Below are 26975 nucleotides of genomic sequence, written 5' to 3' on the forward strand. Positions count from 1 at the left end.
GCACCGGATGGAACCGGTGCTGACTTTTTTCGATGTTGGGCTTACAGGCCCAGCCAACCGTCCACGCGGTCAGAGTTCTCTTCGATCCATTTCTTTGCAGCATCTGCCGGATCTGTGCCGTTTGCGCTGATGTCGAATGCCAAGGCACTGACATCGTCAGCCGTCAGCTGGAAGTTCGAGAAGAACTCCGCAATCGCAGGTGAGCGATCAGCCAGGGAGTTAGACCACGCGATTTGCACGTTCTTCAAAGCGTCTTTTGTGGCGACGTTTGACTTTTCGTACCAGTCGGCATCGTCCGAAGGCTGAACCATCACGTATTTTGCAGGATCAAACGTCGGCTCGGTCAGCATCTTGACGTCGAACTGGAACCAAACCGCATGTGGTTTGTAGCAGTAGAACGCATAGCCTTCGCCCTTGGCGATGCTGTCTTTGATACGTGCTGTTTTCACACTTTCTTCGGCGCGAACAGGCTCAATGAAGTCGAGCAGACCATAGTCGCGGGTTTTGACTTCATTGACGTTGGCCGAGGCCCAGCCAGGCGCACCGATCCACATCTCACCCTTGCCGTTGCCGTCGCTGTCCATAAGCGCCGCCACGTCAGGACGACCCAGATCCGCGATGTCGGTGATGTTGTTGGCTTCGCCGAAATCCTTGGTCACGCAGAAACCCTGGTTGCCCTCATAAGGGTTGGACGAGAGCGTTACAGTGCCTGCTTCATCTACATATTTCTTGGTGAAGCTTTCCTGGTTGGGCAGCCAAACGTCAGGATGGACGTCGATATCGCCTTTGCCCTGATCCATCGCCTGGAAAATCGTGGCGTTGTTACCAGGCACGTATTCCACCTTGCCACCGATGCGCGATGTGACCACCTCGCCCAGCACATGCGCAATGGCTTGTGCGCCGGTCCAGGACGGTACCCCGATTTTTACTTCTTCCGCGGCAAATGCAGGCAAGGCCAGGATGCTGACTGCGGCTGCAAGGCCGAAGGATTTCAGTTTGGATGTCATAGTTCTCTCCTCTGTTGTTTGATGCGCCGTTGAACGGCGTCTGGTCATTTTAGGGACGCGAGCAGTTGGTCCTGATACGCAAACAGTGCTGTCGCACCGCCTGTGTGCAGGAACAGCACATTGTCGGTCGGCTTGAAAAAACCACTTCTTACCATGCCAATCAACCCGGCCATGCCCTTGGCCGAATAAACCGGATCAAGCAGAATGCCTTCCTGACGAGCCGTGATATGAATTGCCTCTAAAGTAGACTCTGCAGGAATGCCGTAGCCTTCGCCGACATATCCGTCATCCACAAGAATTTTGCTGAGTGGGATGCCTTCGGCTCCCAGCTTTTCAAGTGTTTTTTGCGTAAGTGCATGAACGGCATTCATTTGTTTTTCGCGAGGTTGGCGCACACTGACGCCCATCACGGGCAAATCATGACCAATGGCGTGGAACCCGGCAACAAGCCCGGCTTGCGTTCCAGTGCTGCCAGTGCCCATGACGAGCCAATCAAAGGATTGCCCGGTCTCTTTGGTGTGGTCCGCGATTTCTTGTGCGCAATTTGCGTACCCCAAGGCGCCTGTCGGATTGGATCCACCGCCTGGGATGAAATAGGGTTTGTGCCCTTCCGCGCGAAGCGCGTCGGAAACAGCAACCGCCTCGGCATTCATATCAAGCCCCGCGGGACGGAATTCATGTGTTGCCCCGAAAAGCGTATCGAGAAGCACATTGCCGGTCGCCTCATAGGATACGTCCCGGTCGGGTACTCGGCGCTCCAGTAGGACGTGGCATTTCATCCCAACCTTCGCCGCAGCGGCCGCGGTTTGACGCACGTGATTGGATTGCACCGCGCCCTGGGTCACCAGCATATCTGCGTTTTCGCGCACGGCTTCACCCACCAGAAACTCCAGCTTGCGTGTTTTGTTGCCGCCTGTAGCCAATCCCGTGCAGTCATCGCGTTTGATAAACAAACGCGGTCCGCCCAAAAACTCGCTCATGCGTGGCATGGCTTCGATGGGGGTAGAACGGTGGCATAGCTTGATTTGCGGGAAAGTGTCGAAGTCAATTCTTGCCGCCTTGCGCCCCAAGGTATCAGCTTCGGCCATCGCATCTCTCCCACCAGAATCTAGAGACCAAAGCCTGAAACATTATCCGCGATCCATCCAATGTTATGTTTGAATGACATTATGCAAAATTTGCATTACATGTGCCGTATGGACACCACTCTCTTTCGCGATCTCGAACGTTTGAAGCAAACCGGAAACTTTTCACAGGCGGCCGTTTTGGGAAATTTGAGCCAGCCTGCCTTTAGCCGCCGGATCAAAGCGTTGGAGGCTTGGGTGGGTGCCTCTCTTGTTGACCGGACCCGCCATCCTGTGCGCCTCACCGATGCTGGTGTGCAAATGCTGGAAGCCGGATTGCAGGCGTTATCGCGCATCGAACATGAGCGAAGCCAGATTCTTGAGGCGCAATCTCTGCCGGACAAATATGTGGTGACGTTCGCGGCTCAACACTCGATCAGTTGGCGGTTCTACCCAAACTGGTTGCTGTCATTGGAAGAAGCATACGGACCGATTCTGTCACGATTGCGCGCCGATGACCTGCCAAACTGCATGCGGGATCTTGAAGAACGCGAAGCAGATTTCGTAATTGCCTACAAAGGGTTCAGCAAATCCGAAGCGGCACCATTCCAATCTATCCTCATTGGCCATGATCAGATGATCCCGGTGTGCAAGCCAGACGCCGATGGAACGCCCCTGTTTGAATTTGACACTCCGAATGTTGAAATGCCCTACTTGCGGTTCCGCGACGTGGCTCCGATTGGCAATCATCTTGACACCTTGTTCAAGTCGCATGGACTGCATTCGCGGCTGCGCACAGTTTACGAAAACTCCATGGGCGGCGCCTTGCGGATCAGAGCACGGGCCGGCGACGGGGTGGCCTGGCTTCCTCATTCCCTCGTCGCTCCGGACCTCGAGAGCAAACTCTTGGTGCGGACTGGCGCTCCGGAATGGGCCATAGACATGGACATCAGGCTATACCGCAATGTTCGGCACTCCAATCGCTTGACCCGGTCCATCTGGTCGTTCCTTGAGGTGCGGGAAAACGTATTTCTCGCTTAGCCGCGCGTGAACAAGCGCAGTCAGCCTTGCAAAGTATGACGATAAAGCGTGACTACCTCATCATCCTCCAAGTCTACATCGGACATCCTCAGAACAGTTCCCTGCGCAACATCGCGTATCAGTGCTATGTTTTGCGCCAGCCCTATGGGTAGAAGATCCGCAGATTTGTCCACAGGCTGCGCTTTGCCCCAGACCGTATAGCCGCCTTCGCCATCCAGCATTTCTCCTGCCTTCAGGTATCGCTTGGCTACCGCTGCCACTGTGCCGCGCATGTCTCGTGCCTGTCCGGTCGGCTCTAGGCGTAAAGCCGCGCTCAGCACGGAAATCGAAAGCTCCAAGCCGATTAGATGAAAGGGCTTGTACATGGCCGCGAAACGTCCGGTATCGTCTATAGGAAGGCCATATTGCCGGAAACAAGCAGCGGCGTAGTCATTGGGCGCTTCAAGCACTACGTAGACGCCCCAACGCAGATCACGAAAAACCGGCCGGCCATCGCGTTCAACCGAGGAAATAGTCTCGACCATGCCGTGTCCGTCAAGGAATCCACCCATGTCCGCAGGCCGCAGGACATGCGCAAGGTCATCAACGCCACAGGGTGGGAAAGCAAGGCCGTCTACTGGCACATTGAGGTCACACGCATTGGCAATCGCCACCATCTCAATCGCGCTCTTGGTGCCATCCAGGAAGGAGTTGAACATCTGTGGGTTCATGCCTGCGGCGGCGGCGTCCTGCGGGGAAAGACCATAGTGCGCCCATACATTATCGGGCGTCACTGTGTGGTAGGCGGGCAGGTACTTCGTTCCCTTGCCTGCAGCCGCTATGGAAAAGCCGGCAGCTCGCGCCCAGTCAACCATTTCTGAAACAAGTGCTGGCTGATCGCCGTACGCCATGGAGTACACCACGCCCGCTGTGCGTGCTTCTGCCGCCAGTGCAGGCCCGACAAGAACGTCTGCTTCAACATTTACCATCACAATGTGCTTGCCTGCTGAAATGGCGGCGCGCGCATGGGTGATGCCCGCACGCGGATGACCCGTCGCTTCGATCACGACATCCACATCATCCCGCGCGGCCAATGCCGCGCCGTCTTCTTCAAACGCTGTGGCCTCAACTCGCTCTGGCGACCACCCGACAGCCGCACAGGCCGCTTTGGCGCGTGCGACATCAAGATCGGCAATCGCAGTGACTTCAAGCCCGGGAATTGTTGGCACCTGGCTTAGGAACATTGAGCCAAACTTTCCCGCGCCAATTAATCCGGCCCGAACGGGCGTTCCACGTGCCCCGGCCTTGGCAGCAAGAGATGACAAATTCATAGAGCGCTCCGTTGTGGTATGGCGACGACCATGAGGTGCGATTGGCGTCATTGGTGAGGGCGCCAGTGTGTGGTCCTTGTGAAATCCCGGTCAAGCGTTCAATTGAGAAGTTGCTGTTCTCTTGGACTGTCCCATCTTTTTGGTGAGGCTGGCTTGCGGATTGCTGTGGAACCTCGTGCGCCGGCGTGGGATAAAGCCAAGCAGATCGGAGCGCCTGACGTGTTTCATAGCTGGACTATCACGATTTGGCTGAGTTGCATGGTGACGTTGTGCTTTGTCCCATGCGCCCAGGCTGTGGAAGTGCGCCTGCAATCAGCGGGTTCTTCGGATAGTTTTGTGGACCGTTTGCGTGGCGCGTCATTGACGGTACAGACAGCCGATCAGGACAACCCTGTCACTCAGGATATCCTGTCCGCAGCACGTGCAGATTACCAAAGGCTTCTCAGTTCGCTGTATGAGTTTGGTCATTATGGAGGTGTGATCAGTATTCGTGTCGATGGACGAGAAGCGGCTGACATCTCGCCATTTGCTGGTCTGCAGAACGTGCAACGTGTGGACATCCTGGTGGACCCAGGTCCGCGATTTCGGTTCTCGACGGCGCGTGTCGCACCGCTTGCTCCGGCAACAGAACTGCCCGAAGGTTTTTTACCTGGACAACCTGCGTTTTCCGAACAGATTGTCGAGGCCGCGCAAGCCGGGGTCGAGGGGTGGCGCGACGTTGGGCATGCCAAGGCACGCGTTGAAGAACAACGCATCACGGCCAATCACGCCCGTGCAGAACTGTCTGCTGACATCCGTTTATCACCGGGCCCGCGACTAACCTTTGGCAGGCTGAATGTTCCCGAAACTGGTCGTGTGCGTCCAAGCCGTGTGCGCGCAATTGCAGGTCTGCCCACCGGTAAGGTGTTTTCACCAGAAGAGTTGAAACGATCAAGTGAACGGTTGCGCCGAACGGGTGCGTTTCGGTCGGTTGTCTTGACAGAGGCGGACGAGCCTGGCCCCAGCAACACGTTGGATATAAACGCAGAACTGGTGGATGCAAAACCCAGGCGCTTTGGTTTTGGCGCCGAGCTTGCCTCGGTCGAGGGCCTGTCGTTGAGTGGTTTCTGGATGCATCGAAACCTTCTTGGGGGTGCAGAGCGGTTGCGCTTTGAAGGTGAGGTGCGCGGCATTGGTGGTGACACCGACGGGATCGACTATCGTGTGGGCGTGCGCTTTGATCGGCCTGCGACCTTTACACCGGACACATCGCTCGTTTTGGGGTTTGAAATCGAAGAGCAGGACGAGCCGGATTTCCGGGAACGCAGTGCGCAGGCAGGCATCGGGTTGTCGCACATTTTCGATGAGGAACTGACGGGTCAGGTGGGTATCGCGTACCGGTTTTCCGACATTGATGACGATGCAGGTTCGCGCACCCTGGAACATGTGCTTTTTCCCGTCAGCCTGACATATGACAGTCGGGATGATCCGCTGGATGCTCATACTGGCGTGTTTCTCGACACCAAGGTGACGCCCTTTGCCGCTGTTGGTAGTGGCGGGTCCGGCACACGCCTGTTTGCCGACGCGCGAACGTATTTCGGATTTGGCGAAAAAGACCGACACGTCGCCGCCTTTCGCGTGCAGATCGGATCGGTTGTGGGCGCTGGGCTGACCGAAGTGTCGCCGGACATGTTATTCTTTTCGGGGGGATCTGACACTGTACGGGGGCAGCCGTTTCAATCCCTGGCTGTGGATATAGGGGGTGGAAACAGACTGGGCGGCCGATCGTTTTTGGCGCTCTCCAGTGAGCTGCGATATGGTTTGAATGACATTTGGTCAGTTGTTGCCTTTTCTGACGCGGGTTTCGTAGGAAGCGACAGCTTTGGCAGCAGCAACGGGGAGTGGCACGCCGGTGCAGGGTTTGGCGTGCGCTACAACACCGGCATCGGACCCATTCGCTTTGACATTGCGACGCCCGCAGACAGCGATGCAGGCGAGAGTTTTGAGTTTTACATCGGCATAGGGCAGGCATTCTGATGCGATTAACTGCGATATTTGCGCTGATCCTGTGCCTGGCCCAATCCGCCCTGGCACAAAGCTCAGAACAGGATGACAAAAGCTTTATTGAAAACTGGCTGCAGGAGAACCTTTCGCAAGCAGGCCGCCAGGTCATAGTCACAGATTTTCGCGGGGCTCTTTCGTCAAACGCCACTTTGGGGCGCCTGACGATTGCCGACGAAAATGGTGTGTGGTTCACACTCAAGGACGCATCGCTTGTCTGGTCTCGATCCGCACTTATTAGGGGACGTCTGGAAATTGATGAACTTACGGCAGGCGAAATTATTTTAGAGCGTATGCCGATAACCGAGGGTGGTGTATCCCCCGAAGACTCGCAGGCCTGGCAATTTGCTCTGCCGGACCTTCCGGTGGCCATCAACATCGACGAAATTCATGCAAAACGCGTTGTCCTCAAGCCTCCGGTGCTGGGGGAACAGGCCGTACTTTCGCTCGAAGGCGCCTTCTTCCTGGATGACGGCGTCGCACGTGCCAAAACACAGATTTTGCGCACCGATCGACAAGACAGTCTTGTCTTTGAAGGCGGCTTTTCCAATGAGACCAGAGTGTTGGCGCTCGATCTGGATTTTTCTGAAGCCGAAGATGGCTTGGTATCAAAGCTCCTGCGTATCCCCGGCGCGCCCAGTTTGCAGCTTCTACTCACTGGCGAAGCCCCGCTGAGCGACTACACCGCTGAAATTGTGTTGTCATCCGATGGTGCGCGGCGGTTTGGCGGGACGATTGAAATCGCCGGCCTGAAAACCAGCGAAGGCGCAGAGGAAGGGCACGCGTTCGCAGCAGATTTGTCTGGCGACGTCCGCCCGTTATTCGAACCAGAATTTCACCGGTTCATGGGCGAAAATGCCACGCTGAAAGTGGCAGGACAAAGCCTGACTGATGGGCGGTTGAGTTTGGATAAGCTGGACATGTCCTCTGGCGCGATGGACATCGCGGGACAGCTGCAACTTGCAGCAGATGGATGGCCGCAAAGCTTCGATTTGTCTGTGGATGTTGCCGGGCAAGATGTCACTCGATTGCCGGTGGCTGGCTCAGAACTGACAGTCCGAGCTGCCAACTTGTTGGCGCGCTTTGATGCCGATGAAGGGGACGCCTGGCAGGCGAAAATCGAGGTCAGCGATCTGGTGCGAGACGACTTGCTGGTCGGTCGCGCAGTGCTGGCCGGAGAGGGCACTATTACCCGGGCAGCCCCAGGCGCAGTCACCGCCAAAATCAACTTTGACGCACAGAGTCTAAAGCACAACGATCCTGACCTGAGCCGCGCGTTGGGGGATTTCATAGACGGCAACGCTCTTTTGTCATGGACGGCTCAGGCGCCGCTCCAGATAGGGATGTTGAAACTTCAGACTGAAGATATCGTATTAGAGGCCATCGGATCGCTGGATGGTCTCGCCGATGGCTTTCCCGTGACAGGGCGCGCAACGCTGCGTAGCTCCAATCTGTCCCGATATTCTGGTGTCGCGGAGCAAACCCTGAACGGGGCTGCGGAAATCCGAGTAGCGGGCACCGGTGCGCTCTTGGGAGGGGCGTTTGATGTTGAGGTGGACGCCAACACGACGGACCTAGAGATATCCAATGCCCGAATTGACCCACTCTTGAAGGGCAATGGACTTGTGTCGCTTGCTGCGACGCGCGATACCAATGGCACGCGCCTTGACCGATTTTTGGTCCGTTCGGATGCCGTTCGCGCCACGGCGGATGGCATGTTGAGTGCCGATCGCGGGCATCTGAACCTGGCGGCAGACCTCAGCGAAATATCCCTAATTGAGCCAAAACTAACAGGTCCTGCACGTGGTGCAGCAGAGTTGAACTGGATCGAAAACGGCGCGTTGACACTGAACAATTTGACCACAGAAGCCGTTGAGGCGTCCTTGACGGGATCGGTGTCATTGAACCCTGACGACCCGGATATGCCGATCGATGGTGAATTCACATTGATCAGCGAAGACCTCTCGCGCCTGTCCGCTTTTGCGGGGCGGCCTATGGCCGGTCGGCTTGATTGGTCCTTGGACGGCAAGGGTGAATTGCGGAGCAGATCGCTGGACTTGACCTCTGTACTGATTGCGCAAGATTTCCGATCCGGGATTGAAGGGCTTGATCGGTTGGTGGCGGGAGACATTACTTTTGATACGTCAATTGTGTTTGATCCCAACACTCTGCCGCATATCCGGTATTTGCAGTTAGATGCCTCACAGCTTGATGTCGTTGCCAAGAACGACGCGCCGGGCGCGCCGATCAACGCATCCGTACGCGTCGCCAATCTAGGTGTGTTGGCTCCGGGCTTTGGTGGGCCAGCAACGGCACAAGGGCAAATCATTTTGAAAGATGCGCAGGCAAAACGTGTGGACGTCGCATTGGACGCCACAGGCCCAGGCGGCACGCAAGCCAAAATCACCGGCTCGATAAACGAGTATGCAAGACAATTGGCGCTTGATCTTGTCGGCACCGCCCCCTTGGGGTTGGCCAATGGCTTCATCTCACCCAACTCGGTTGACGGGCTCGCCCGGTTTGATCTGCGCATGGACGGCCCTGCGCAACTGGATGCTCTTTCGGGCGTGGTTACGGTCGAGCAAGGCAGAGTTGCCTTGCCAAACTCTGGCCTGACGCTGCAACAACTTGTAGGTCGCACAGATCTCTCGCAAGGTCAGGCACGGCCAGATGTCACGGGCAATGCTGGCACAGGCGGCAATTTTCGTGTCACCGGACCGATCGCGCTTCAGGCACCTTACCCTGCGACGCTTCAAATTGCACTGAACGCACTTGGTGTGTCTGATCCGAACCTCTATCGCACCACCGTGTCGGGACAAATCACGGTTGATGGGCCGCTGTCCAGTGGCGCGCGCATAGGGGGCGCCCTATCGCTTGGAGCCACAGAAGTCATGGTCCCGTCGGGCGGATCCGTGACGCCGGGCAGTGTATTGGATATGCGCCACATCAACACGCCTGCAGCTGTGCGTCGCACCCAGGTTCGAGCCGGTCTGACGGGTGAGACGGCCAAGGGGCCGCGCTCCGTGTACCCGCTCGATCTGACAATCCGCGCGCCCAATCAGATTTTTGTCCGCGGACGAGGTCTTGATGCAGAGCTTGGCGGACAATTGCAGCTTGGCGGAACGACCGGCGACGTTACGGCAAGCGGTGTGTTCGAGCTGATCCGAGGGCGGTTGGACATCCTCGGTCGCCGACTTGATCTGACTGAGGGCCTGATTGATCTGCGGGGTGCGCTTGATCCATTCCTGCGCTTTGTCGCTGAAACGCAGTCAGATGATTTCGTGGTGCGTGTTATATTGGAGGGTCTTGCCAGTGCCCCTTCGGTTCGATTTGAATCAGAGCCGGACTTGCCACAGGAAGAGGCTGTGGCGCGTCTATTGTTCGGGCGCGGGCTTGATAGCATTTCGCCCTTTCAGGCAGCTCAGCTCGTCACAGCTGCGGCCACATTGTCGGGCCAGCGCTCTGGTGGTTTGAGCGGCTCGCTGCGCAGGTCCCTGGGACTAAGCGATCTGGATGTCACAACGACTGAAGACGGCGGCAATCAGCTTCGAGCAGGCACCTATATCAATGAAAACATATATTCTGAAGTGGTGGTGGACAGCGATGGCAATCGAGAGATCAACCTGAACCTGGACATCAACTCCAACCTGACTGTTCGCGGCGGAACCAGCACCGAAGGAAACACCGGAATTGGTGTTTTCTTTGAGAAAGATTACTGACCAAAGGGCATTAGATGCACCCCATCGGGTGTTTGGCGCACATCCACACGGTCATGCAGAAGGTGCGGTTCGGCCTCCAGTTCACGCGCATACCTATGTCCAGAATAGACTGCTGCTGCGATGATTGTGGGGGCTTCGCAATCGCCGATGCGTTGCAGGGTGAAGGGCAGGGCGTCGACATCTCCGTCTGCCATCGCCAAGAGGTCGTGCCAAAGAGCGTCGTTGGGTGCGCGGTGTGTGACCATGACGACATGCTCAAATGGCAGGGATTTCTCTGCGCCGGAGTAGCTGCAGGACAGCTTTGCTGCTTGACCGTCAAACCAGCTCAATTCCTGCGCCAGTTCCAACGCGATACCAAGTTTTTGCAGTCTGGTGCGCACACGCCAGCGTTCGGATGTGTTGCCCGCCCATTCCGACACGACATCAGAGGGTGTGGCTAGGGTCACAGGCACTCCCGTGGCACGGACGGCTTCGGCGATGACACCGCCGAGGTAATAACCGTCTTCATCATAAACCAGCGTTGGTCCGTCCGGCATGCGGCCCGCCATGATATCGTCTGGTGTCAGAAGGCTCGCATCCGGTGGAGCAACGTCTTCTGCAAACTGACCCGTCCAGCGCTGTGTCAGCCATGTGGCCCCAGTGGCCAGCGCCACGTGATCCGCGCCCACGTCGATGACATCCTGCGCGCCAAGCGGGCTATCATAGAAAATCTCGACATTGGACATCTGCACAAGCTGTTGCACGCGGTAGTCTCTCACACGGGCATAAGTGGAAAGGCCGGGCAGGGCGGCCTCGCGCGTGACACGCCCGCCAAGCTCGGTGCCAGTTTCGGCCAGCATGACCTTGTAGCCGCGTTGGCCCAAGGCACGCGCGGCCTCCAGCCCGGTTGGGCCGCCGCCGACGATCAGAACGGAGCTGTCACTGGCCTTGTCCGGCATATGCTCAGGATGCCAGCCGCGCCGCCATTCTTCCCCCATTGTGGGGTTTTGCGTGCAGCGGATCGGCACTCCAATGCTGTCGCCCGAGTAACAGACATTGCAGCCGATGCACTCGCGGATGTCGTCTTGCAGACCTTCGTTGATTTTCCTGGGCAAGAAGGGATCGGCGATTGAGGGGCGCGCGGCCCCAATGAGGTCGGTGATGCCGCGTTTGATCTGGCTGACCATGGTGTCGGGAGATGTGAAGCGACCGACGGTGACGACCGGCTTGCTGGTCACGGATTTCACGTAGTCCATGTAGGGTTCAAGTGCGGCCTCAGCGGTAAACCGTGCCACGCCCATTTCCAGCGCGTAATTGGCGATGTTGATGTCCCACAGGTCCGGCAATTCAGCCAAAAGGCCCAGCATATCGCGCCGCTCACCGTGAATCGGCACGCCGTCCTCGCCGATCTCTTCATCGGCTGCGAAACGTACGGCCACGGCGCAGCGGTCGCCGACAGCTTCCTTGGTCTCTTCAATCAATTCGCGCACGAGCCGGATCCGGTTTTTCAGAGACCCGCCATATTCATCACTGCGCTGGTTGATCTTGGGATTGAGGAAGTTTGACAGCAAGTATGTGTGCGTGGCGTAGACATAGACGATGTCAAACCCGGCATCGCGTGCCCGCAAGGCGGCATCAAGATGCCATCGGCGCAGGTTGCGGATGTCTGTCTTGTCCATCGCGCGCGTCTGAAATGGGTTGCCCGACATATGCGGCATGGAAGCGATGTCCATGGGTACGTCTCGTGTCAGCAAGTTTGCAGAGCGCGCTCCGCCATACCAAAGCTCAGCCCCGGCCAGAGCCCCATATTCATGTACCTTGTCGGTCATCAGGCGATGGGCCGCAATATCGCTTTGATCCCAAAGGCTTGCCGATGGGTGAGGCAAATCATCCGAAGTTGGATGAATAGAGTTGTACTCGGTGCACACAACGCCCCAGCCACCTTCGGCCTTCACGCCTCGCATCTCGGCGACCATGCGGGGCCTGAGCCAGCCCATGCCGGTGCAATGGGGCACTTGATAGAACCGGTTGGGCGCGGTCACAGGACCGATGTCTATCGGCTCAAACAGAGGGTCATAGCGGGGATCACGGGGCATTGGGATCAGCCTTAGTTCGAATTGGCGGGGTTTTGTCGGGAACATCACGGTATTTTGCTCTCGGCCGCAACCAATGATCGAAACAATTTGGTGCGAGATGCGTACAAAAAGCCCCGCATCTCAGGAGTAAGATGCGGGGCTCGCTGTAGCGACGAAGGACTATGCCGCTACAGATCCTCCATGGTCTCCGCCCCACTCACATGGCGAAGACACCAGTCAGCCAGCTGGACGGGACGTCCTGACTGATCGAGGATGGAAATGGAAGGCGCGGCCCCGGCGGCACCGGAGATCCGGATGTGATCACCGTCGAAGCTGGTGAAGGACATCTCCACCGGTTCCACGTAAGTCGGGCTTTGCTCCATCAGGAGACCAACCGCGACCCGCTCACCCATACGCAGACTATCGTAGTAATCTGAGTAGTAGTGAACGCCCGCCATGTTGCGGCCGATAGAGATATTGGCCGCCAGTTTGTCGAGCTCACCTTGGATCGTCAGTGCGTCGTTTGACTTTCGATCCTGGACAAGAGCAGAGCCATCTTCGTTCGGGACATAACGAATAGGCTGGTCGTTGCCCTTGGCGTCGCAATAGGTGAGTTTGCGCTCGACCTTGCTGTCGCAATCCTCAAACATTTCGAAGAATGCTTTGAGGATCGTGACACATCCGCCTGCGACAGTCGCATGACCGGCGCCGTAGGCGGGATGCATTGGGCTGCCTTCGGGGAAGGCCATTGGCAGCAAGAGGTTGCAGTCTTCGTCGATGCACCCTGGCAGTCCGGCCCCTTTATGACCACAGGCCAGGCGTCGCATCTTGGCCATCGCATGCGAGTTCTGGTCCTTGTTGTGATGCACAACGGCCTTCAAAAGGTCCTTGGGCATCTGGTCCAGCATCTCCGCAAACGCATCTCCGGCGCAGCCCAGTTTTTCGAGCTCTCCGGCACAGGCCAGTGTCAGCCGCCCCCCATCGCCTCGGGGCGCGCCCGGCGGTGATAGTTGAACTTCTGACGGCGCACGGCCTTGAGACACCGCGTCGCGATCTCACAAACCAGCGACAGAACATGTGGTCCGCCGAATGTTGCAAAGGCGGTGCGGTGACCTGTGTATGATGGCTCAGGCATGCCCTTGGACGTCGGTGCACCCATTTCCAGCAAGAGCAGAGCCGCGTTCAGGTATGCCTCATACAGCTGGTCGTAGTGCACGTAAGTTGCCAGATCGCGAGGCGTGGTGATGAACCGTCGTTTGGGTTCGAACACATCTAACCCGCGGAAGTCCGCGCCGTTTTGAACGTCACGCCATGAAGGCCAGTCTGTCATATAGTCGAGGCAGCCTTTGGCGGATTGCCCGCGCTGGTCGATTGTGATTGAGCCATACTGGATAAATCCATCACGGAAATCCCAACCGGAGTTTTCGCCGGGGAAATTCGATACCCCTGCACCAGGATTGCCGCCTGCGCGTGAATCCGATCCTATCAGCATGAATTGTGATAAGTACGGTCCCGCCATGGCGCCTGGTGTGGACCCGCGAAAGGCAGTTTCGGATGTGATTGGTCCACCGATCAGACGTGCATCCCGACGGTTGCGCGCGAACTGATCCATGCTGTCATCAGGCGCGGAAAAGAAGTCCATGCCTGCTATGAGCGCTGCCACCTGATTGGCGTCAAGCTGGGCGGGTTTAGATTTTTTACCACAAAGCCGGTCGCCTTTGCCGTCACAGATTTCGGTGAAGGGCACGTCCCGCAGGATGGCAAGACCGTAAACCTCGGCCATTTCCACCGCCAATTCAGGTGTGCTGACACGCGGGGCAGGAGCCATGCCAACGGCACCGGCGTCAGGGCCTTGTAGTTCATACACGTGCCCGGCACGCGGGCTTTCCCAACCGCGCCACTGGGTTTTGACCTTATTGCCCTCTTTGTCTTTCAGAGGCTTGTAGTCGGCATCCAGCGGCTGACAGTCGAAATGGTCGTCAAAACGCGTGATCTCTTTGTCGAAATCACTCGGATTTGGCGAATTGATGGCTTGAACGAAACAGGCGTAGTCATCCTGCTCGTTGAGCACACCATATTCATCATGCGCGAGCCCCTTGGTGAAATTCGCGGGGTATTTAGGTGCATGATCCACCTCTTCCTGGTTCGTGCGTGTGAGCGCCTGCGGCGAAAGGCGCGACACTTCGGTTGCAAGGTCGCGCAGCTCTTTGGCTCTGCGCGCTCGGGCCGATCCGGCCAGATACGGTTCTGAAAATGGTAACTTCATAAAATCCTCCAAAATAAAAATGACGCGTGACCCGCGTCTTGGTGCCACCCACAACTCAAGCTTGCCGTAGCGTCATCAACGGGCCGTTAGCTCTTGCAGTGGGACGGAGGTAAAAAAACGTCAAAAAAATCAGAGAATTTTTGAAGTGGTTGGAGAAATATATTAGCTAAGTATATGTTTACAAATGGAAATAAATTTATTTTTGAATTTTAACGCTTCTTTAACGCAGCTCTAAACACCCCCCTTACAGATTGCCGGAATAGTGGGAGTTACCCTGCGAGGTGAGAGAGGAGGATTTTTTGAAGTGACTTTTTGTATTGCCATGCAAAACCGGCGGGCTGTGGCAAGTTATTTGCATCCCCAAACGATCATTAGTCAGCGTAGCGAGTATCTAATTGTATCAAGATCTGGGGGGAAAAATCATATTTGAGTGTCTCCAATGCCGGAGCGTGCACGGGGCTTGAGAGTGAAGCTCCACAAGGGCTTTCTCCCGACCTTGTCATGTGCGCAACGCTCGTCTCGCAGGGACCAGACGGAAAAGAGATCTTCATCGTGGAACAATGCGCTCCCGATGGGTTCGAGACTAAGGGTACGTTTATTGGTGGCGATGGGTATTTCGCTCTGGAACATTCAGGTGCAGGTGTGAGCCTGACGGGGGCCGCGCGTTTCAAGCCCGGCCCCCGAACCAGCGCGGCCTCGTCGCGCTGTGTTTTGTTGGGAGACAATGAACCTGGGGCAACGATCCATTTTACGGCTGAGTATGTGCCTTGGCAGGACGAGCTTTTGCCCAGTAATTTTGGTAGTTCGCCTGACCTGTTTGGAGACAAGTCTGCATGACACATTTCGATCAAACACAGCTTTCAGGGGTTTTTGATAGCAGTTGCCATGCGGTGAGTGCTGTGCGTAACCTTGAAGACGAAACCCTTGTTAGGGCCGAAGGAAGCGACGGATTTGGTGGGGATGCGCCCATGGGGAGCTTCAAAGGGACAGAGCAGGATCGCCTGACAATTTCACTTGTCGGGAACTTCCGGCTTGTCGATCCCGAAGGCAACGAAATTCGGTTATCCGAAAAGAAGGGTCGTGTGCTTTTGGCGATGCTGGCAACCGCGCGTGATCAGCGGCGCTCTCGCGAGTGGCTCAAGTCACGGCTTTGGGGCCGATCATTTGATGATCAGGCCAGCAACTCATTGCGCCAATGCCTGCACTCTTTGCGCAAAATGCTTGGACCCTGGTGCGATGCTGTGCAAGCCGACTACGAACATGTTTGGCTTTCAAGTGTCGAAGTGGAAATAGATCCCGGGTGCGACACGCGCGCGGTGTTTTTCGAAGATGCGCCACGCCTGGATGAAGGCGGCGAAGATTGGCTGCGCGAAGAACGTCAGGCTTTTGAGGCGCGCATTGAAGATGATCGTGGTGCCATGGTGGACACAGGCGTGGTCGCAACACCCATCAAACCTGTCACATTTGCAGCGCGCCCATGTGTACTCATCGGCAATCCGGTGGTGATCACAGATGATGCCATGGCCGACGTCGTGGCCGAGCGGATCACCAATGCGATGGCGACCACATTTCGGCACAATGGATTTTTGGAAACCTATGATCTGCGGGACATGGAAAGCAATCAGCTGGCCGGTCGCGAAGTAGAAAGCGTGCTTTGCCCGCCAGTCCTGGTGGAAACACGGCTTTCGCTCATGGCACGCGAACTTCAGATTACAATTCTGGCGCGTGTCCCGGCCTCTGGGAAAGTTGTCTGGACGTCATCCATAGGCACGGATTGGGACACAGCCATTTCGATTTCGTCGCAAACGCTCAATGAGTTTGTTGCAGGGGCTGCGGATTCCATTGAGGCGGTTGTCATGCGTCAGGCAGGGCAGGCCAGGCGCCCGACGCTTTATGCCGCGGTGCATCAGTTATTTGCCCTGTCGCGCGACGGTTTGGTTGATTCCCATGACATGCTGAGCCAGTTCGATGGTGAAGTGTTTTCTGCCAACGCCATGGCGTGGCGTGCGCTTGCGACAACACTGCTCTTGGGAGAGCGGCATGATCCCTGCCAGGAGGCGGTCTCGGACTCGATGCATTTGTTGGCTCGTGCTTTGGATGCCGAACCATCCAATGCAGTGGTGCTTGCCATTGCCGGGCATGTCGCGGGGTTCGTGCGCCGCGATTTGAATGAGGGCCGTAGACTTTTGGTGGAAAGCCGACGCGCCTTGCCCAACCTGGCCTTTGGTTGGGACGCCACAGCGATGAATGCGGTGTACTCTGGCGATTTGGCTACGGCGCGAGAAGCGGCGGATATCGCCCGCCGCCTTGGGCGTTACAGCCCCTATAGGTTCTACTATGACGCGTCCGCCGCAATTGTTTCAACTTTGGAAGGTCGTCATGAAGACGCCATACTTCTCAGTGAACAAGTTTTGGCCAAACGTCCGGATTTCTTACCGGTTATGCGGCACTTAGTGGCGAGTTATTCGCTGAACGGCCAAAAAGACAGGGCACTACAAGTGTACAAACGCCTACAAAAACTGGATCCGGCATTTGGCACCGAAGAAATGTTGTCACCGGCCTATGTGCTGCCATCGGCCTTGAGTGTGCAAGTCATAAGCGATGGACTGAAGAAGTTGGATTTATTGGATTATCGACCGGCTTAACCGGTCAAAACGAAATTGGTGGGATGGAGTGGGTATGGGCGCTGTGTGCTCGCGCGTGAAGTGGAAGGACTTTTAGATGACCAAAACAAAAACCAAGACCAAAACAAAAACCAAAACTAAAACCAAAACTAAAACGAAGACAAAGTCCTCCGATTTTCTATCTGCCGCTTTCGGTGTGCAGGACGAAAAGTACCGTCGCAAGATTTATGCCCGGTTTGATGATATTGTTGCGTTGCTGGACAAAAATGATGTTCCCGGTGCCCCGGACTATGATGGTGACGGTACACGGCGAGAGCTGGACGACCTGCTCGACAAACAAGCAGATCCAGAACGTGATGCGCGCCAGGCCGAGATACTTGATGAGATTGACGACATAATCACGCCTTTCCTGAGCATTTTTGATGATGCCGCCGGTGCGCCGGGCAGCCTCGTTCGCCTGCTGACACAGCTTCAAAACGCAGGTCTGGCGTTGGCCTCGCATTACAAGAAAAAATTCAACCGACCGCGCCCGCATATTGTGGATCATGGCATCGACCCAACCATAGTTGTGCCCCATCATGCGGCCTATCCGAGTGGTCATGCCACGCAGTCTGCGTTGCTGGCGCACGGCATTGCCGAAGTCTTTGCGCATGATCCAGGAGTTGTGGCCGAAGCCTTTGATGTCGCGTACAGGATCCGGGAAAATCGTGAGTGGGCGGGCGTACACTATGCCTCTGATGGCTCTGCAGGTGCGGCAATTGCGCAAGCGGCCTTCACTGAGTTGCGAGACATTCTGGACGAGCTTTTTGTCGAAGCCATTGAGGATGTGCAGTCTTATGATCCCGGCCCATCGCCCTATTTGGGCAATGGCCCGGTGATGGATCGCAAACCTGCGCCTAAACCTCAGGTGCCGATCGATCAATGGACGCTGCCACGCCTGGGTATCGGCACGGCCGATGTACCATTGGAAAAAGGCGGTAAGGGTGTTTTGGTCGGGCTCTTGGATGGGCCCGTGGATGTCACGCATCCCACGTTTCAGCGTGGCAAAGATCATGCCATCAGTGCTGAGTTGGCAAAGACAACCGACCCTGACAAATGGGCATCATCAACGGCGGTTATCAACGCTGACTACCATCACTACCATGACGGTCGTATGGCCTTTGCCTCAAAAGGAGGCGGGCATGGCACCGCAATGGGTGGTTTGATCGCAGGCACGTCAACACAGGGCGTGTGTGAGGTGTGGGGCACTGCGCCAGAGGCAAAACTCTTACCGGCGCGCGTGACCAACCTTGTATCTGATACACATGAAAACCGGATGGCCGTGGCCGAGGCGATCCTTAAAATGGCATTTGGCGCAGCACCGGTAGATACGATCCTGGTGGGACCGCCTTTTGTGCGGCCTGATCCTGCGAGCTATCCTGACAAATGGGGGAAAGATACCGAAAATCTAGGGCACAACGACGGGCCATGTGACCCTCTCGCCCTGGCTATTCTTTTAGCCAGCTTCAAAATACCGGTCCTGATCCCGTCGGGCAACGATGGCACCGGCAAGATTTCCTATCCCGGAGCACCGGAAGACTTTGAACAAGTGCTTGGTGCGCTGGGCGATGCCAAAGGACGCATATGGGTGGCGCAAATGCTCAAATCCTTAGGGCACGAGCCTGACGCCGAGACACTGGAACGCGCTTCAGATGCCTTGGCGCTGCATGCGGATGATCCGTTTGCAGGCACTGGGATTATCGTTGTGGGGTCGGCCAAGTTGAGCAACCCGGCCAATAAAACGTCCAAGCTTGTACCTGCGCATTACAGCCAATTTGGTCGTGGCCTGTGCTGTTTGTGCCCAAGCGACCGTGATGAAAACCCTGGCGCAGAGCCAGATCCGGAGGCTGCGAAGAAATTCAATTATGTCCCGGCCCCAGACATTTTGGGTCATGGCGGGTACGCCGAAGACCCGGGGCAGCTTGCATCACATCAGGGTGGAGAATATGGGTTTGGAGGCACATCTGCGGCAACGGCCCAGTCGGCTGGAATGATTGCCCGCATGATCCAGGAGCGCAGAAAGTCGAAGATGCATGTTGATGGACCATCCATTCGCAAGGCGATCGTGGATGGACTGGGTCCGGACTATGATACGCGTCATGGCTACGGTCTTTTGACCATGGGGGCGCTTTTGCCAAAGCTTGCTGAACCGGTCGCTTGAAACGAGTCGCTGATTGCTCGGCCTGAGCCTTTTTCAGAGCCGGGCAATCATCTTTTCAAATCAGGCATCGCAATCGAATTCAACCATCGCCGGGCCTTCAACGCCGTTGTCCCAGACATAGTCTGAAACTGAGTCCTTCAGCGGCCCGAGCTGTCCGATCATGTAGTCGGCAATCAAAATGCGATACCTTGATTGACAAGCGGCTTTGACAAAATCTGCGTCGACCAGAGTTGCGGGATCTGCGGGTCGCGCGAGCAACTGCTCAGGGTTTCTGAACGCCGGAAAGAAATGTGCTGGCGCTCCATAAAGGACAGCGCGATCAGAGATGCTCGAAACGGCTGTGGCGATGGCTGCCGATTTGGCACGTTGGGATTGCGACAGGCTGTAGTCCTGGAAGGCCAGGTAAGATGACCAGCCAAGCCCCAAAGCAACCGCATGCAGCGCGACATGTGGTGTTGCCGTCTGACTGGAAAATCCGGCCAGAAATGAGAAAGCCGCCACGCCTGTAAAGACATATAGTGATGCGACTTGGCTGAGCCAAAATACTGAGTCATTTGCAAAAACTACGAACAAAAGGGGAGCCAGAAATCCGAATGCGGCCGTTGCTGACAAAATGTAAGGATTTGCCATGGTGTGTTTTTGCCAAAGCTCCAGAATGATCCAGGCCGCGAGCATTGCGAGCAACGGCACCATGGGCAGAAGGTAACGCATGTTCGAACTCATACCGCCGTGCCAGCTGCGCAGAACAAAGGGTAAGGCCCAGGCCGCCACAAAAATCAGGATAAGTGTCACACTTCGCCGCCGTTCTCCCCAAACAAGACCAATCAACACTGCAAGGCAACCAAGCCAAGGTAAGCTCTGAACGAGTGCTTTTTTGGGAAGCCCCCAAAAGGCAACAGTGCCATCGGGGAGGGCGACCAGTGCGCCGGGTCGCGGATCATGGATGACGGTTGAATCGAGGAAAATCGCATGGATGCCGACCACCAGCTTATTCAGGATCGGGACGATTGGGCTTAGCGCGATGGCCGCCGCGCTCAGGAGGGTGACACCTGCAAGGATGTGCTTTCGTTCCAGTTGAATGCGGGTTTGGCGTCGCAGGAATGTCAGCCCAGCCAGCGCCACCAAAATTCCAATCCCCAGAGGCATATAAGTTGCAGCGTCCGTACCACCACCGGATTTTCCATAGGATAGGGGGTTGTACGTGCCAAAGCGTAGTTGATTTGAATAGGCCAGCAGCGCAACAGTCGGCACCATGCCCAGCGTGCCAGCGACAATGACGCCAAAGGGCTTGCGCGCGTAGAGGATGGTCGCAGCTGCGATGGCGGGTAGCAATAGCAAGACTTCCAGCCTGAACGACATTCCAAGGCCCACACAGAGGCCCGACCAAAACGCCGGATGCCACGCGGCGCGCGCCCGATCCATGGCGTTCAGAAACAGCAGAATTGCCAAAGACACAAAGAAAAGGCTTATGGAATGAGGCCATTGCCCCACGACATATTCGCTCCAGAAAGTGGCGAACGAGAGTATAACAATTGTGAGACGCGCGACTTCCGAGGTGCCGAACAAGCGTTTGGCCAGCGCGTAGGTGGTGAATAATGCACCAATGCTGGCCAGGACGTTCAGAACGATCAGGCTTTTTTGCCCAAATAGATCGATCAATGACGCAGCCGCGAGTGCCGAGCCGACAGGATACTGAGGAACAAGCCCGTTTGGCCCGTTCACAAGTAAGACGTGCCTCAGATCCTCGGACCCAAAAACATCATATCCATTCTGAACGACAAAATTTCCATTGTTGCGGAAGGATTCAGCGCCAAGGCGGTAGAGGGATTCGTCGGTGTTATAAAGACCATCTGATGCGAACACACCGAGCATGATCCAAACACCGGTGAATACCAAAAGTATGAATAACGAAGTGCGGTTTTGGAACTGGCTCATTCCAGCTTGTTTCCATCCAATTCAGCGCGCAGCAATCGCCCGCGAATATCGGCCGATAGAACCCTGTTGGCCGCGATCAAATCAGCGATCAACCCCGCGACAAAGAAAATCGCCCCGACACCGATTAAGGCCGACCCTATGACCAGCGATTGAACATGTCCGTCACCCTGGCCTGTGGAATAAAGGTAGATGAAGCGCAAAAACGCCATTGCCCCAGGCAAGGCAGATATTGCTGCAAGCCAAGAAAAGAATCGCAGAGGGCGGTACAGCACCGCGATCCGCAGGATGGTCTTGATGGAACGTCGAATATACTGCGGGATGGATCGGATCAGGCGAGATTCCCGTGTTGGGTCATTGACCTCGATTGGGACCGACATCATGGGAATGCCCATGCGACCCGCCTGGATAATGGTTTCCAAAGTATATGTGTAGCGATCGAACACATATAGCTTGATCGCAGAGTCACGGTGAATGGCGCGAAACCCGCTTGGCGCATCATCGATTTTGGTCCCGCTGGCCTGGCGCACAACCCAGCTTCCCAGCTTTTGCAGCGAACGTTTGACCAGCGAGAAATGTTCGATCGTGGAAATGGGGCGCGCGCCAATTACAAATTGCGCGCGACGGTCCAAAATCGGCTGGGTCAAATCTGGGATACAGCGCGCGGCGTACTGATTGTCGCCATCGGTATTCACGATGACATCCGCTCCGGCGCGCAAGGCGGCTTCCAGACCAGACAGAAAAGCAACTGCGAGACCTTGATTGTGCGACTGGCGCACAATGTGATCAACGCCGTGTTCTTCCGCAACTTCAACCGTGCGGTCGGTAGACCCATCGTCGATAATGAGCCATTCGACCTTGTCAAACCCCGGAACCTCGCGTGGCAAATCCGCGAGGGTTTCGGGCAAGGTCGCTTCCTCGTTGTAGCAAGGTATCTGGATTACGAGCTTCATCAAACCGGCCGTCTTTCGAAAGGTGTGCTACAAATGTTCAAGGAATGTGGCAACAGTAGGGCTGAAAACCTGCAATTATTGTAAATTTGGGAACAATACCACATCGCTTTCGCTTTGAATTTTGTAGACAGGTTTGCAAATGTAGCCATCAAACGTCTGCGTGTTCGCTGCATAATGCTGTGTCTGTGCGTAAGATCGAGCCGGTAACTGGAATGCAATAGATGCAAAACAAGCCATTCTCTCTTGCGCCAAGCGTTAAATCAGATGGCGATCTCGCGTAATGGCATCTCCAAATCACAGGCTTCTTGTAGGGTGGTCAAAGCTCGTCAGTTCCAATCTTATGGCGGCCATTCCGTTTCTGTTGGCAAACGCAGTGGCGGCGCGGTCCTTGGGGGTGTCAGGGTTTGGTCAGATCGCAATAATTCTGGCCTACACAAAAGTCATTGATGGATTTTTCAATTTCCAATCGGTCAACGTGCTCACCCGGTTTTTGACGGAAGCCCTGGAAGACAAGAATATCCCGAACTTCAGAGGGTTGGTGAAAGCGGGTTTTTTGGTCGATTTTTTGACCGCGCTCTTTGCCTGTGGTGTTGCATTATCCGGGATATTTCTACTTCAACGGGTCATCGGCCTCGAAGAAGACCTGGTGATGTTCGCCGCTTTGTTTTGTCTCATCATTCCTACCCGGATATTCGGAGTAACCGAGGCAATTCTGCGAAGCTTTGACAAGTTCTGGACCATTGGATTCCGGCAAGTGCTGCTCGCAGGTTTGGTCATGTGTGGATGGATTGTTTTGGCGTGGCAAAATGCCGAACCAGCCGCCTATCTCATGGTTTGGTTTGGGGCGGAACTTGTCACCAACCTTTGGTTCATCTCGCGCGCATCGGCCGCTTTGGAGAACACATCGATCTCAGATGTGTGGAACGCAAGCGCCCAGGCGGCCATTCAGAGGGCTGAAGGCTTTTGGAGAATGCTCATTCAGACGAACATCACCTTTGGAATTCGCCTTCTGAGTCAGGATGCAGACATTATTTTCGCTGGGGCTGTGTTTGGCCCAGGCGCCGCTGGATTGTTGCGGGCTGCCAAGGACTTTGCAAACCTCGCAGGTCAAATCGGCCGACCAATCCAACAAGTTTCAAGCTCGCAGATTGCGCGGAAAATGCAACTTTCTGGCCCGCGAGCGGCTGTTGGCTTTGCCCGGAAAATCGCCGTGCTAAGCGCCGCGCCGGCGTTGCTGTTGGCGTTGTCATCCTACTGGTGGGCCGGTGATTTCTTAGCCGTGATATACGGAAATGGCTATCAAGTTGCAGGCCTTGTTGCGGTGGTTTTGCTATTGGCCAAAGCGATCAATCTGGGAGGCGTAACGCTTTTGCCACTCACGATCGCTCTTGGAAATTCCGGCGATTTTCTTTGGACGGTGATTTTGGCAACTCTTTGCTACTTTGCCGTCATGCTGCTCATGGCCCCGTTTGCCGGATTGCTTGGGATTGCCATTGCCCATGTTTCCTTTGAACTTACTTGGCTGCTGACCACCTGGAACCGTGTTTACAAAGCAATGCACCATGTAGAAGCAGCCCGCTCTGCGGGTTGAGACACCCCAATTTCCATCAACGAATGTTAAGCCTGTGAAGCACCTGCCGAACCGCATGTTTGAAGGGCGCTGCCTGAATAAAGTTAAGCTGCTCTGGATGAACGAGATCAATAAAGTCGCCGCGCGCGGTGTTTAAAGCCAGGAGTGATTGTTCCGCATCTGACTGGGATTTTACATAAAGCAGCATGTTCTGCCGATACCACCAGGCAATGTCTTCATCATCCCATATCAGGGGACGCACAATATCAACTGGTTGAAAACCATGCTGTGCAAAGAGATCTGCCCAATAACTTTGCCACTGCTCGTTCTTGTGGCCAGTGCCGCCTTGCCCCGGAATCGCAGCGGAAAACAACACAAGGTCGCTGAGTTGACAGAAGTCGGCCACAAGCGAGACCGCGCGCCCAGGATCTAAATGCTCGGCCACTTCAAGAGACATGGCGAGATCGAATTTTTCATCCTTTGGCAAAGGCTTGCTCAGGTTGAATTCCTGAAACTCTTCACGTTCAATGGCAATTGCGTTCTTGTCGACCCACGGACCGTCAAATCCCTTGACCCGCGTCGCGCCCAGGTCTTTTGAGGCGGCCAGCCAGGTCCCGACACCACAACCGATATCGCAAACACTGCTGATGTTATGCCATCCAAAGACATGTTTGAGTATTGTGTCCGCCGCGTAACGCGTGCGCGCATTTCTGTCGGCATGATAGGTCTTGCCGTAAAGCCTCTTTGCCATGATTTTGTGTTCCTCGGATGGTGAGGTTTATTGTTGAGTGTTAAGACGTCGGAATGGATATACTGAAGATGATCCCGAGACCAGTGCGACGTACCGCAAGAGTGCATGTCCTGCCACCGCTCTTGCGCACAGTACGTTGGATTAAGGGAGAAAAACCATGCCACCCTGATGTCCGCCGCTTTGGCGTTGAAGGGTCTGAGTGTTTTCAAGGTTACTACGACATCTCTCCGGTCTCAGATGATGGTGAAGCCATCTTGGCCCATGTCGTGAAGCATGCGCCATGTCGGCTAAGTGGATCTGAAAGCGCATCCGTCGGCTATTTCGAGATCAACTCCGGCCAATTCATTGAGATTGCGCAGACCGGTCTTTGGAGCTGGCAACTCGGAGCGCGTTTGATGTGGGTTCCGGGGCAAGAAAAAAGATCGCATTTAACACCATCATAGACGACGCCCCGTGTTTTGTCGCGGCGTCGAACAATGGTCCGGTGCAAAAACTGTGCGACCTCCCTTTGTTTGATGCTGATTTTTCGAAAAAAATTGGTATATCGCTGAATTTCGGTAGGCTTGCCTATGCGCGCCCTGGTTATGGCTATGGGGCATTGGAAGATCCATTTTCAGGGACGTCACTGGCAGATGAAGATGGTTTGTTTGCAGTCGATCTCGAGTCAGGTCAGGTCAACAAGGTGGCGTCGATGCCTCAGTTTTCTGGACTCATACCTCAACACAACAAGATCGATTTGCACTATCTCAACGCAGCAAAGTTGAGCGCGACAGGTGAACGGTTTTCAGTTCTGTACAAAACCATTCCATCCTTGGAACATCCGCACACCTGGAATGTGAATGCGGTTGTCGGAACACTTGACGGCAAGGAATTGCAACGGGTTCCGCTGCCTGGAAATGCCTCGCACTATTGGTGGATTGACGACGACAGAATTGTCTACACATCTAACAAAGGACGCAGGTCAGACTATCTTGTGTATAACTGTCAAACCGAAACTTTGACGCCGCTCACGGCACCTGCTCCATCAGTCGATGGGCATCCCAGTTTACACGTGCCTACCGGGCGCTGGGCAACCGATACCTACCCTGACCTATGTGGCGAACAGCACTTGTATGTTCTAAGCGACGACATGCAACACAGGCTAGGCCAGTTCAAAGCATCCACCAGGTATTCCGACGAATGCCGGTGTGATCTTCATCCGCGGTGGAGCCGTGACGGGAAATCCATCTTCTTCGACAGCACGCATAACGGGTCTCGCGCCATCTACCGCATCGCATGTGACGAGGCTGGGTCATGACCAAAATCAGTGTTGTGATGAGCGTCCACAATGGGTTGCCCTATCTGCGCGACTGCCTTGCAAGCCTTGAAGACCAAACAGAAACCGACGTTGAATTCATCTTGGTTGATGATGCATCAACCGATGGCTCTCTGGACGTGCTGAAAAGATTTGCAAAATCCAATCAACACACGCATCTCATTGTCAACAAACAGAATAAAGGCCTGACCAAGGCGTTAAACCAGGCCTTGGAGGTCGCATCCGGGACATACATTGCCCGGATAGACGCCGACGATATGTGCTACCCCACACGGTTCGAAAAACAACTGCGCTTCATGGAAGACCACCCGCAGATTGTTGCCTGCGCGTCCGGGTATCGAATGGTTGACGACCGTGGAAAAACGCTGCGCACAGCGCGGCGCGAACTCAAAGACTGGCAAATCAGGTGGTTGCTGAGTTTCAATCCGCCAGCACCGCATCCAACCTACTTTTTCCAGCGTCTCGACCCGAATGGCCGGGCCATAAGGTACAACGAAGACTTTGCAACCGCTCAGGATTACGACCTTTGGTCAAGGTTAAGCACACTTGGCGAAACTTATGTTATGCCAGAGGTTTTGATCGACTACAGGCGTCACAGCTCGGCCATAACCAGCGCCAAGCGCGATGAACAGGCGGAAAATTGTGCCAAAATTGGATTGGTCAATCTAAAGAAACGTTATCCCGACGACGTGCTCAAGCAGATGTCGACCTTTGTCGATTTCTTCGCGTACAAACAAAAAGCCGACCCCAAAAGCATCGCGGCCGCAGTCCACGGTGCCGACACTATGCTGCGAGCCGACACAACATTGTCCGGCCACGACAGCCGCTGGCTAAAACGCATGACAGCCGGTCTTTTGGCCGAAGGGATACTTTCCAGAGGTCAAGGCCTGACACACCTGCGCACGATTTTGGCCTTTCTGTTCCAGGCCAGGGCGTATTTACCGTGGCTTCTTGTGGCGGTCGCAAAAGAACCAGGTTTGATGATCAAGTCCTTGCAAGGATTTTTTGCGACCAGGCAGTGAGACACGCGGGCACGAAAATGTCTGAAAGGCGTCACGAGAGGCCTAGCCAATAGCATTTGAGCGCGTGCGAGCTCTTCGCGGTTTTTGCTTTCTGGGTACAGTGTGTT

19 protein-coding genes are annotated in these 26975 nt (G+C 55.5%); 10 read left to right on the forward strand and 9 right to left on the reverse strand.

What is annotated here, in order from left to right:
- Window positions 1-41: 41 nt before the first annotated feature.
- Window positions 42-1007 carry a glycine betaine ABC transporter substrate-binding protein gene (locus RZ517_RS05680; RefSeq protein WP_338550494.1) on the reverse strand — a complete coding sequence of 322 codons (966 nt, stop codon included), beginning with the start codon at window positions 1005-1007 and terminating at the stop codon, window positions 42-44.
- 44 nt (window positions 1008-1051) lie between these two features.
- Entirely contained in the window at window positions 1052-2095 is a 1044-nt protein-coding gene (locus RZ517_RS05685; protein ID WP_338550495.1) for a D-cysteine desulfhydrase, read from the reverse strand.
- A gap of 108 nt (window positions 2096-2203) precedes the next feature.
- Here RZ517_RS05685 and RZ517_RS05690 point away from each other — a divergent pair, with 108 nt between their 5' ends.
- Window positions 2204-3112, forward strand: coding sequence for a LysR family transcriptional regulator (locus RZ517_RS05690; protein ID WP_338550496.1), 909 nt, complete (start codon window positions 2204-2206; stop codon window positions 3110-3112).
- Between the two features lie 20 nt (window positions 3113-3132).
- On the opposite strand, the gene RZ517_RS05695 is transcribed toward RZ517_RS05690, so the two are convergent.
- Window positions 3133-4422, reverse strand: a complete 1290-nt coding sequence (locus RZ517_RS05695; protein ID WP_338550497.1) for an NAD(P)H-dependent oxidoreductase — start codon at window positions 4420-4422, stop codon at window positions 3133-3135.
- 153 nt (window positions 4423-4575) lie between these two features.
- On the opposite strand from RZ517_RS05695, the gene RZ517_RS05700 reads away from it, so the two are divergent.
- Both RZ517_RS05700 and RZ517_RS05705 read left to right on the forward strand, forming a co-directional pair.
- Complete coding sequence (locus tag RZ517_RS05700; protein WP_338550499.1) at window positions 4576-6438, forward strand: autotransporter assembly complex protein TamA; 1863 nt, start codon at window positions 4576-4578, stop codon at window positions 6436-6438.
- Window positions 6438-10181, forward strand: coding sequence for a translocation/assembly module TamB domain-containing protein (locus RZ517_RS05705; RefSeq protein WP_338550500.1), 3744 nt, complete (start codon window positions 6438-6440; stop codon window positions 10179-10181). The genes RZ517_RS05700 and RZ517_RS05705 overlap by 1 nt, the downstream gene beginning before the upstream one ends.
- Here RZ517_RS05705 and RZ517_RS05710 read toward each other — a convergent pair.
- From RZ517_RS05710 to RZ517_RS05720, 3 genes are all read right to left on the reverse strand, one after another.
- The gene (locus RZ517_RS05710) at window positions 10175-12256 is read right to left on the reverse strand and encodes an NAD(P)-binding protein (protein WP_338550501.1); all 2082 of its coding nucleotides are present in this window, start codon (window positions 12254-12256) and stop codon (window positions 10175-10177) included. The genes RZ517_RS05705 and RZ517_RS05710 overlap by 7 nt on opposite strands.
- Before the next feature lie 167 nt (window positions 12257-12423).
- Window positions 12424-13278, reverse strand: a complete 855-nt coding sequence (locus RZ517_RS05715; RefSeq protein WP_338550502.1) for a hypothetical protein — start codon at window positions 13276-13278, stop codon at window positions 12424-12426.
- Window positions 13203-14501 carry a hypothetical protein gene (locus RZ517_RS05720; protein ID WP_338550503.1) on the reverse strand — a complete coding sequence of 433 codons (1299 nt, stop codon included), beginning with the start codon at window positions 14499-14501 and terminating at the stop codon, window positions 13203-13205. Before RZ517_RS05720 ends, RZ517_RS05715 begins: the two co-directional genes overlap by 76 nt.
- A gap of 426 nt (window positions 14502-14927) precedes the next feature.
- Here RZ517_RS05720 and RZ517_RS05725 point away from each other — a divergent pair, with 426 nt between their 5' ends.
- From RZ517_RS05725 to RZ517_RS05735, 3 genes are all read left to right on the forward strand, one after another.
- A complete protein-coding gene (locus RZ517_RS05725; protein WP_338550504.1) occupies window positions 14928-15338 on the forward strand; it encodes a hypothetical protein in 411 nt (136 codons plus the stop codon).
- Window positions 15335-17146 (forward strand): hypothetical protein, encoded by a 1812-nt coding sequence (locus RZ517_RS05730; RefSeq protein WP_338550505.1) that lies wholly within the window; start codon window positions 15335-15337, stop codon window positions 17144-17146. Before RZ517_RS05725 ends, RZ517_RS05730 begins: the two co-directional genes overlap by 4 nt.
- A 76-nt stretch (window positions 17147-17222) precedes the next feature.
- Entirely contained in the window at window positions 17223-19325 is a 2103-nt protein-coding gene (locus RZ517_RS05735) for a S8 family serine peptidase (protein WP_338550506.1), read from the forward strand.
- 60 nt (window positions 19326-19385) lie between these two features.
- On the opposite strand, the gene RZ517_RS05740 is transcribed toward RZ517_RS05735, so the two are convergent.
- Together RZ517_RS05740 and RZ517_RS05745 are read right to left on the reverse strand one after the other, a co-directional pair.
- Window positions 19386-21260 carry a glycosyltransferase family 39 protein gene (locus RZ517_RS05740; protein WP_338550507.1) on the reverse strand — a complete coding sequence of 625 codons (1875 nt, stop codon included), beginning with the start codon at window positions 21258-21260 and terminating at the stop codon, window positions 19386-19388.
- Window positions 21257-22210 carry a glycosyltransferase family 2 protein gene (locus RZ517_RS05745; RefSeq protein WP_338550508.1) on the reverse strand — a complete coding sequence of 318 codons (954 nt, stop codon included), beginning with the start codon at window positions 22208-22210 and terminating at the stop codon, window positions 21257-21259. Before RZ517_RS05745 ends, RZ517_RS05740 begins: the two co-directional genes overlap by 4 nt.
- 280 nt (window positions 22211-22490) lie before the next feature.
- Here RZ517_RS05745 and RZ517_RS05750 point away from each other — a divergent pair, with 280 nt between their 5' ends.
- Entirely contained in the window at window positions 22491-23801 is a 1311-nt protein-coding gene (locus RZ517_RS05750; protein ID WP_338550509.1) for a lipopolysaccharide biosynthesis protein, read from the forward strand.
- 16 nt (window positions 23802-23817) lie between these two features.
- Here the strand turns inward: RZ517_RS05750 and RZ517_RS05755 are convergent, their stop codons facing one another.
- Entirely contained in the window at window positions 23818-24531 is a 714-nt protein-coding gene (locus RZ517_RS05755; protein ID WP_338550510.1) for a class I SAM-dependent methyltransferase, read from the reverse strand.
- 53 nt (window positions 24532-24584) lie between these two features.
- On the opposite strand from RZ517_RS05755, the gene RZ517_RS05760 reads away from it, so the two are divergent.
- The 3 genes from RZ517_RS05760 (at window position 24585) to RZ517_RS05770 (ending at window position 26868) form a co-directional block, all read left to right on the forward strand.
- On the forward strand, window positions 24585-24974 hold the full coding sequence (locus tag RZ517_RS05760) for a hypothetical protein (RefSeq protein WP_338550511.1): 390 nt from the start codon (window positions 24585-24587) through the stop codon (window positions 24972-24974).
- Window positions 24975-25222: 248 nt separating this feature from the next.
- A complete protein-coding gene (locus RZ517_RS05765; RefSeq protein WP_338550512.1) occupies window positions 25223-25828 on the forward strand; it encodes a TolB family protein in 606 nt (201 codons plus the stop codon).
- Window positions 25825-26868, forward strand: coding sequence for a glycosyltransferase family 2 protein (locus RZ517_RS05770; protein WP_338550513.1), 1044 nt, complete (start codon window positions 25825-25827; stop codon window positions 26866-26868). The genes RZ517_RS05765 and RZ517_RS05770 overlap by 4 nt, the downstream gene beginning before the upstream one ends.
- Window positions 26869-26975 lie beyond the last annotated feature (107 nt).

Origin of the sequence: Roseovarius sp. S88 (genome assembly GCF_037023735.1) — a bacterium.
GTDB classification, from domain to species: Bacteria; Pseudomonadota; Alphaproteobacteria; order Rhodobacterales; family Rhodobacteraceae; genus Roseovarius; species Roseovarius phycicola.